This window comes from Peribacillus deserti, assembly GCF_016909175.1.
Taxonomy (GTDB): Bacteria; Bacillota; Bacilli; order Bacillales; family DSM-1321; genus Paraperibacillus; species Paraperibacillus deserti.
The window spans coordinates 150,701-159,737 of sequence record NZ_JAFBFI010000010.1; the positions used below are offsets into that span (position 1 = coordinate 150,701).

General features: G+C 40.7%; 7 protein-coding genes and 1 pseudogene. 7 read left to right on the plus strand and 1 reads right to left on the minus strand.

The features are described 5' to 3' along the window. Positions 1-112: 112 nt before the first annotated feature. The 7 genes from JOC77_RS12455 (at position 113) to JOC77_RS12485 (ending at position 8,636) form a co-directional block, all read left to right on the plus strand. Positions 113-379 (plus strand): phosphocarrier protein HPr, encoded by a 267-nt coding sequence (locus tag JOC77_RS12455; RefSeq protein WP_204543768.1) that lies wholly within the window; start codon positions 113-115, stop codon positions 377-379. Next, the gene (gene ptsP, locus JOC77_RS12460; protein WP_204543771.1) at positions 379-2,097 is read left to right on the plus strand and encodes a phosphoenolpyruvate--protein phosphotransferase; all 1,719 of its coding nucleotides are present in this window, start codon (positions 379-381) and stop codon (positions 2,095-2,097) included. The genes JOC77_RS12455 and ptsP overlap by 1 nt, the downstream gene beginning before the upstream one ends. Positions 2,098-3,145: 1,048 nt before the next feature. Then, positions 3,146-4,288, plus strand: coding sequence for an ABC transporter ATP-binding protein (locus JOC77_RS12465; RefSeq protein ID WP_204543773.1), 1,143 nt, complete (start codon positions 3,146-3,148; stop codon positions 4,286-4,288). Beyond that, positions 4,278-5,837: a glycine betaine ABC transporter substrate-binding protein gene (locus JOC77_RS12470; RefSeq protein WP_204543775.1), complete on the plus strand. Its 1,560-nt coding sequence runs from the start codon at positions 4,278-4,280 to the stop codon at positions 5,835-5,837. The genes JOC77_RS12465 and JOC77_RS12470 overlap by 11 nt, the downstream gene beginning before the upstream one ends. A 174-nt stretch (positions 5,838-6,011) precedes the next feature. Beyond that, on the plus strand, positions 6,012-6,797 hold the full coding sequence (locus JOC77_RS12475; RefSeq protein WP_204543777.1) for an SDR family oxidoreductase: 786 nt from the start codon (positions 6,012-6,014) through the stop codon (positions 6,795-6,797). A gap of 30 nt (positions 6,798-6,827) precedes the next feature. Beyond that, positions 6,828-7,703, plus strand: coding sequence for an NAD(P)-dependent oxidoreductase (locus JOC77_RS12480; RefSeq protein ID WP_204543779.1), 876 nt, complete (start codon positions 6,828-6,830; stop codon positions 7,701-7,703). A gap of 414 nt (positions 7,704-8,117) precedes the next feature. Next, positions 8,118-8,636 (plus strand): PCYCGC motif-containing (lipo)protein, encoded by a 519-nt coding sequence (locus tag JOC77_RS12485; protein WP_239558732.1) that lies wholly within the window; start codon positions 8,118-8,120, stop codon positions 8,634-8,636. Positions 8,637-8,919: 283 nt separating this feature from the next. Here JOC77_RS12485 and JOC77_RS21615 read toward each other — a convergent pair. Further along, a pseudogene (locus JOC77_RS21615) lies at positions 8,920-9,037 on the minus strand (transposase); the annotation flags it as partial.

Here is a 9,037-nt window from a genome sequence, read left to right on the forward strand (position 1 = left end):
ACATAGATTTTTCTAAAATGGGAAACATTTAGAAGAAAAGCTTTGGCCGATTGAGGAATAAGTAAAAGCGGTTGTCAATCTATTTATTATTTTAAAAGGAGTCGAATATAAAATGGCAGAAAAAACATTTACAGTTACAGCAGATACGGGGATACATGCACGTCCAGCTACACTATTAGTACAGGCAGCAGGTAAATTTGATTCAGAGATCAACCTTGAATATAAAGGCAGAAAAGTTAATCTTAAATCTATCATGGGTGTTATGTCTTTAGGAATCGGACAAGGCGCTGAAATCAAAATCACGGCTGAGGGCAGCGACGAGCAGGATGCACTTAACACTCTTGAAGAAACTCTTAAAAGAGAAGGACTGGCTGAGTAATGGCAAGCATGCTAAAAGGGATTGCAGCATCAAATGGGATCGCAATCGCTAAAGCCTATCGTTTAATTGAACCAGATTTAACTGTATCAAAACAAACGATAACCGCACCTTCTGAAGAAACAGCCCGTTTCCAGGAAGCAGTGAATATCTCTAAGAGTGAATTGCAAGCCATCCGTGATAATGCTGAAAAACAGCTGGGGTCTGATAAAGCTGCTATATTTGATGCGCATCTTCTTGTGTTAAGCGATCCAGAATTAATTGCACCTATTGAAGATAAAATTCAAAACGAACAGGTAAATGCTGAATTTGCTTTGAAAGAAACAGCAGATATGTTCGTTATGATGTTTGAACAAATGGACAATGAGTATATGAAAGAACGTGCGGCGGATATCCGCGATGTCACAAAGCGTGTACTTTCTCATCTTCTTGGAGTTCAAATTCCAAATCCAAGCATGATTTCTGAAGAGGTTATCATTATTGCTGAAGATCTAACTCCTTCTGATACAGCGCAGTTAAACCGTACATATGTAAAAGGGTTTACAACGAATATCGGAGGACGTACCTCTCATTCAGCTATAATGGCTCGCTCAATGGAAATTCCAGCAGTGGTCGGTACAAAGGAAGCAACAGAATCCATTCAAAATGGGGACCTTGTGATTGTGGACGGCATTAACGGAGAGGTTCACATTAATCCGACTCCTGAGCTGGTTCAGAAGTATGAACAAGAACATGCTGCCTACGGAGAGCAAAAAGCGGAATGGGCGAAGCTTGTTAATGAAAAAACAGTATCAGCTGACGGGCGCCATGTAGAATTGGCTGCCAATATCGGTACGCCTAAAGATCTTGAAGGTGTTAAGAGCAACGGAGGAGAAGCTGTAGGGCTTTACCGTACAGAGTTCTTATATATGGGCCGTGACCAGCTGCCAACTGAAGACGAGCAATTTGATGCCTATAAAGCAGTGCTCGAAGGGATGGAAGGAAAACCTGTTGTTGTCCGTACTCTTGATATAGGTGGAGACAAGGAGCTTCCATACCTGGATCTTCCGAAGGAAATGAATCCATTCCTGGGCTTCCGTGCTATCCGCCTATGTTTGGAAGAGCAAGATATTTTCCGCACTCAGCTTCGTGCTTTATTACGTGCGAGCAAATATGGCAATCTGAAAATTATGTTCCCGATGATTGCTACGCTTGATGAATTCAGACAAGCTAAAGCAATTTTGGAAGAAGAAAAACAAACTCTTCTTACTCAGGGTGTTGAAGTAGCAGACAGAATTGAGACTGGAATTATGGTTGAGATTCCGTCTACAGCTGTTATGGCAGACACATTTGCTAAAGAAGTCGATTTCTTCAGTATCGGAACAAATGATTTAATTCAATATACAATGGCTGCAGACCGTATGAATGAACGAGTTTCATATTTGTATCAGCCGTACAACCCAGCTATTTTACGCCTTGTAAAAATGGTTATAGATGCAGCACATAAAGAAGGCAAATGGGCCGGAATGTGTGGAGAGATGGCAGGGGATGAAACGGCTATACCTTTACTTCTAGGATTAGGGTTAGACGAATTCTCCATGAGTGCAACCTCTATCCTGAGAGCGCGCTCTATAATTAAACGCCTGTCTCAGCCTGAAATGGAGCAGCTTGCAAACGAGGTTCTTGGGCTTAGAACAGCTGAGGAAGTTGTAAATGCCGTTCAGGCAGCTATCTCAAAATAAGAAAAGCAGAAAGCGGTGCCTGCCGGCAGCTAACTATTTTTTAATAGAATGATGAAGTGTTATGCAGTAAAGAATCTAGCTTTTCAGGCAGGCAGAGACCCGATAAAGAAGACTTGATGTTTGGCAAGCGTTAGCGAAGCCACTTATGACTCGAGGGTCTCAGCTTGAAGCTGAACAATAAAAAAGGACGGGGATTCCCCTCCTTTTTTTTGTCTATGATTAAATTGTGATTTTGGCACTGATCTTGATCTTCACTGCAGGTGCGAGACCCTCGAAAATGCATTCGCATTTTCTTCGTGCGGTGAGAATTCGAGGATGGTAATTCAATGCCCTGTGCAAGAATTGGTAAAGGGAGACCCCGCAGCTGTAAAGGTGAGAGGAGGCACCCAGACACCCGCGAGCCGCGAATGCTTCTCGCTGCAATCAACAGGCGAGTTTAAATAGACTTATTTTTAAAAGATTTTTTTTTTTGGTTAAAGATGTTTAGTCAGAAAGATCCTGGGTAAATAATAACTAGCAACAATTGAATGTGACCTAGTTAATGCAGCTAACATTCTCATTTCCCCCCTTGAACAACCAGTTTTCTAACTGGTTGTTTTTTTGATGACTTTCTTTTGCTTCCCGTGAAGAACTGCGCCGAAGAAGTTTATTTTAAATAGGAAACTATGTTTACTTCTTTTTAGGAAAGGGTATTAAAAAATATTATTTCAATATTATAAAGGGAATAGTGAGAACTTTTTAGACAGCGTAAGCCAAGGTGAGTAGAAAGAAAAGATACATGTGTAATACAGATGCTGATTTAACAAATAGTTTATTTTTATACTTTGTTCAATCCTCTTTTTTAGGCAATCCTAATTAGTGAATCCCCAGCGGCTCTCCCTATTGATTCAAACCTAAGTAAAGATTCTCACCATATTTCACACATTAAAGAGATTTTTTGTTCCATTCCAGCTGCGGCTGATTAATAAAAATGTGCTTGAAGTAACTTATTCCCTTTTATTTTGTTAACTGCAAATAAGTATTTATTAAGAAATGAGGAGATTTTTCATTGATCACGTTTAAGCATGTTGAAAAAAAATATCCGGATGGGTTCACCGCCTTAAAGGATATAAATTTTGAAATTCAAGAAGGAGAGCTTGTTGCGTTAATTGGTCCAAGCGGCTGCGGAAAAACGACCACCATGAGAATGGTCAATCGGCTTACAGAGCCGACGAGCGGACAGATTCTTATAAATGGGGAGGATATTTCGAAAATAGATCCAGTCCAGCTCCGCAGGAATATCGGATATGTGATTCAGCAGATTGGGCTTCTTCCTCATATGACAATTGAGGATAACATCACGCTGGTCCCTCGGTTAAAAGGGTGGGATAAGGAGCGCTATGTAAACAAAGTAGATGAATTGCTGAACATGGTAGGACTGGATCCTGAAACCTATAAATCAAGGTTTCCTTCTGATTTAAGCGGCGGGCAGCAGCAGCGTGTCGGCGTAATCCGCGCCCTGGCTGCTGAACCTCCAATCATCCTAATGGATGAACCGTTTAGTGCGCTCGACCCCATCAGCAGGGAACAGCTGCAGGATGAGCTCGTCCAGCTTCAGGAAAATATTAAGAAAACCATCGTATTCGTTACTCATGATATGGACGAGGCCATTAAAATAGCAGACCGGATCGCCATTATGAAGGATGGAGAAATCATTCAATTTGATACACCGGACAGAATCCTGCGCCATCCGATCAATGAATTTGTAAGAGGATTTATTGGTGAAGAACGCCTGGATGCTGAGAAAAACTCTGCACCGGCAGCAGAAGATTTAATGATAAAGAAAGTCATAACTGCAAGGCCCTTAAAAGGACTGGCGCAGGCTTTGAAAATGATGAAAACATATAAAGTAGACAGCTTGCTTGTGACAGATCATAACCGCTTTTTAGGCATAGCTACCATTGAAGATGTGGAAAAAAATTATCATGATGAAGAAAAAACGCTGCAGGATATCATGAGGAAAGACTTCGAAACAGTGAACTCTGATACTCCTTACACGGATGTGGCAGCAATTTTTGCCAGTGGAGCGGCTTCTATCCCAGTTCTTTCAGGTGAAAAACTAGTGGGTCTTATAACGAAATCCACGATGATGAGAGGGCTTGCCGGCATGAAAACTGCACCGGGAGAAGGAGGGAACATCCATGAAGGATAACTTTTTTATGACGCTGGCAGATACCTTTCGAACACGCTGGCCTGATATTATGGAAGGCTTGCAGCAGCATCTGTTTTTATCAATAGTATCTATCATAATCGGTACCATAATCGCCATTCCGCTGGGTATTTATATTTCAAGAAGAAAAAGAATAGCCGAACCTGTAATAGGGGTCATTTCTGTTTTTCAAACAATTCCAAGCCTTGCCCTCTTTGGATTTCTGCTCCCTTTATTTGGAATAGGTAATACTACGGCAATCATCGCATTGACTATCTATGCTCTGCTTCCGCTGCTCCAAAATACTTATACTGGACTTACCGGTGTGGATCAATCAGCTGTGGAAGCAGGCAAAGGCATGGGAATGACTCAGAAACAGATTTTACGGATGATTGAACTGCCGTTATCACTGCCAATAATTATGGCCGGACTGCGGACCGCTACTGTTCTGACCATTGGTGTAGCAACACTGGCCGCCTTTATCGGTGCAGGAGGCCTTGGTGATTTAATTTATAGAGGCTTATCTACTGCAAGGAACGAGCTTGTTTTAGCAGGTGCAATACCTGCAGCAATTCTGGCGATAATTCTTGACCTCGCTCTTAAGCGTATCGAAATTGCAACAGATCCAAGAGGGAAAAAAAGAAAACCGTTCTCATGGAAGAAAGCTTCCTTTATTCTGGTGCCCATTGCTGCTGCTATCCTTTTCTTTGGACTTCGGGGAGGCACCTCGGAAGATACAATCGTAATTTCTGGGAAGAAGTGGACGGAACAATACATTCTTCCATATATTATCTCTGAATATGTGAATGATAAAACGGATTACAATGTTCAAGTACAGGATGGACTAGGGGAAACGCCGATTTTGACTCAGGCTTTGGAAAATGGCGATATTGATATGTATGTCGAATATACAGGTACTGGACTATTGACCATCTTAAAAGAAAAATATAATCCTGAAGACAGCGCCGATGATATTTATCAAAAAGTGAGAGAGGGCTATAAGGAAAAGTATAATTTAGAATGGATGAAGCCGCTTGGATTCGAAAATACATATGCACTTGCATTCAACTCACAGGCATATAAAAAATTTGGTGCAGCAACCATATCTGAAATAGCGCCAAAATCGAACAATGTATCGTTTGGGGCTCCTACAGAGTTCTTTGAACGAGAAGATGGGTATACAGCATTCGCAGAAACGTATAATCTTCAATTTAAGGATAAACGCAGTTTAGACGCAAACTTGATGTATTCGGCTGTTAAAGAAGGAAAAGTAGACGCTGTTTCAGCCTTTACTACGGATGGAAGGATTGTCCGCTTTAACCTAAAAACGCTTAAAGACGATAAGAAATTTTTCCCTCCTTATTACGCGGCTCCCATCATTCGGGAGGAAACCTTACAGAAGTTTCCTAAGCTGAAAGAAACAGTTAACGAGCTTGAAGGAAAGATATCTAATAAAGAAATGGCAGAAATGAATGCTCAAGTTGACCTTGATAAAAAGGAACCTAAAGATGTTGCCCGGGCATTTCTAAAGAAAAAAGGATTAATTAAATAAGCTAATTGGAGAAGGCAGCCTGTCAGCGGGCTGCCTTTTTAAATTATTTATAAATAATTGGAACTCTTCATAACGAAAAAAAAGACCTTAAAAGTCACTACATTTTGTAACCGAATAAATTTCGAGTAAAATAGAGAATATTAAGAAAAATCATTTTTGGGAAGGGAGAAAGATATGGAATACAATCTAAAAGGAAAAACCGCACTTGTTGCGGCATCAAGCCAGGGTCTTGGAAAAGCAATTGCGGAAACGCTTGTAAAAGAAGGAGCAAATGTAATGCTCACAAGTAGGAATGATGCTAAACTTTCAGAAGTCCGTGCAGAACTAATTGACTTGCAAAGAGGTAAGGTGAGCTTCATATCTGGGGATATTACAAATGCGTCAGACATTGAAAAGATCATCGATCAAACAGTTAAGGAATTCGGCGGAATTGATATCCTCATTAATAACGCTGGAGGGCCGCCGGCTGGAGCCTTCGAAGAGCTTACAGATGAAGAGTGGCAAAGTTCCTTCGAATTAAACCTGTTCAGCTATATAAGGTTAATTCGCAAGTCTCTGCCTTATTTAAAGCAAAACGGAGGGAAAATTATTAACATTGCTTCATCGTCCATTAAGGAGCCTATTCCGGGATTAATACTTTCTAATACATTTAGAACTGCTATTGTAGGGATGTCTAAAACCCTGGCGAGTGAGCTTGCACCTTACAACATTTTAATAAATACAGTTGCTCCTGGAAGGATCGCGACAGATAGAGTCCGCCATTTAGATGAAGTGAATTCGAATAAAGCTGGGGTTTCCATAGAGGAGATGGAAGAAAAAATGAAGGGGCAGATTCCCCTGGGCCGATATGGCGCTCCTGAGGAGTTCGCCAATGTGGTTGCGTTCCTTGTTTCTGATGCAAATACCTATATGACTGGCAGCTCTTTTTTAGTAGACGGCGGTATGGTTAAATCCATTTAACTATTTATTAATTATAAAGGATGAAAACATATGGAAAAGAATAAACAGGTAATCGGGTTTATCGGAACAGGAGTTATGGGAAACAGCATGGCCGGACATCTGCTTCATAGCGGTTATGAGGTAATGGTCTACACAAGAACAAAAGAAAAAGCACAAGCTCTCCTGGATCAAGGAGCCGCCTGGGCAGATAGTCCAAATGAACTGGCCCGAAAAGCCGGCGTTATCATTTCTATCGTCGGCTATCCAAGCGATGTGGAAGAGATCTACTTTGGGGAACAAGGGATCATTGAGAATGCATTAAAAGGAACTTATATCATTGATATGACCACCTCCACTCCTTCTTTAGCAGTTAAAATACACGAAGAGGCTCAGAAAAAAGGGCTCTATTCCTTAGATGCACCTGTTTCTGGAGGGGATATCGGGGCTAAAAATGCTGCATTAACCATCATGGCCGGAGGAGAGGAAAAAGCATTCAATGAAGTTTTGCCTATTCTAAAGAAGATGGGAACAAATGTACAGTATCAAGGGAAAGCCGGTTCCGGACAGCATACAAAAATGTGTAATCAAATTGCTATTGCCTCCAATATGATTGGAGTCTGTGAAGCGATTGTTTATGCTGAAAAGGCAGGTCTGGATCCCGAAACGGTATTAAAAAGCATTTCAGCAGGAGCGGCAGGAAGCTGGTCATTATCTAATCTAGCTCCTAGGATGATTAATAGAAATTTTGAACCAGGATTCTACATCAAACATTTTATTAAGGATATGAAAATAGCCTTAGAAGAGGCAGAGAAGCTGGAGCTTGAACTTCCGGGACTCGCCCTGGCTAAATCACTTTACGAAAAACTGGCTGATAATGGGGAAGCAAACAGCGGAACACAGGCTTTATACAAATATTGGAGTAAATGATACATAGGATGGAGTGTTTGAAGTTCTGCCTTTTTTCCATTAATGGGTATAAACTAATAAAATAAGTAATGTGACTGCTCTTAATCGGGCAGTTTTTTTATCACAGATTAAAAGAAAATCCTCTTGATCTGATTTGCCTGACTGACTTACATAGAAATTATTTGCTCTTCTCCACTATCCGTACGACACCATTTGTTTAACATTTACAAAGAAAGTGGACATTTGCCGCTTTTCTGATTCCAACAGTCATAGCTGTTATTATCCCTCCCATCATTGCCCAGTTAGTCAGAATACTTGATCTCGTAAAAGGTAAATTCCTTCCAATAAAAAGTATTTTTTGTGACATGCCTTGAAGAACTTCAATTACTATCAGTAAGATGGATATATCGAAAATTTTCGGAGAGGTGAACAAAATTGAATGTAAAGTCATTAGCGATAGCTCTAGGAATATGCTCTTCACTACTGCTGACTGCTTGCGGCAGTGATAAAGGGGCCAGCGAAGGTAAAAGTGTGAAGAAAGACGAGGCTGCTGTACACGGAAATCATGCTGAACACGCAGTATCGAATGATCTTAGACAAGAAACAAAAAATAGTCAAGCTCCAGATTTTTTGGCAGATAAGCCAGAAGACATGCAAACCATTTATTTCGCCGCTGCTAAAAATAGAGAACTATTAGAGAAAATGCCCTGCTATTGCGGATGCGGCGATGAGGCGGGTCATAAAAATAACTACGACTGCTTCATATATGAGAATAAGAAGAATGGAAATATCGTCTGGGATGATCATGCTACTAGATGCGGAGTCTGCTTAGAAATTGCTGCACAATCCATCGTGGATCTCCAGAATGGAAAATCTATTAAAGAAATAAGACAGCAAGTCGATGAAAAATATAAAAACGGATATGCAGAGCCAACACCTACTCCTGCCGTTTAATCTTCCATAGGGCCATATGTGGGCTATACAAATATTACATTAGAGAGGAATAGGCGGTAGTGCTGTTCCTCTTTTTCTAATGCTTTCAATTCATTCAAAGTGACAGATTCATCATGCTAACACACTATGTCAAGGGATTAGAAATAATAGCTATTTAAAGGAAGAAAACTAGAATCCACTAAAACTAGGAAAACGCTCTTAAAACCAGGAAAATCCTCCCACAATAAATTAAAGTTTTCTCTTATTTACTCTTGTTTTCTCATGATTTCATTTCTGACAAACACCCGTCAAGCCGGATGATTTGCCGAGGATGGTTGTAGTCCTCGAGGTTTCCTACTTCCGCTAAAAAGCCGGCAATGGTTTGTTCTCCTACCCCAGGAATGGTCATCATTTTCTTTGTT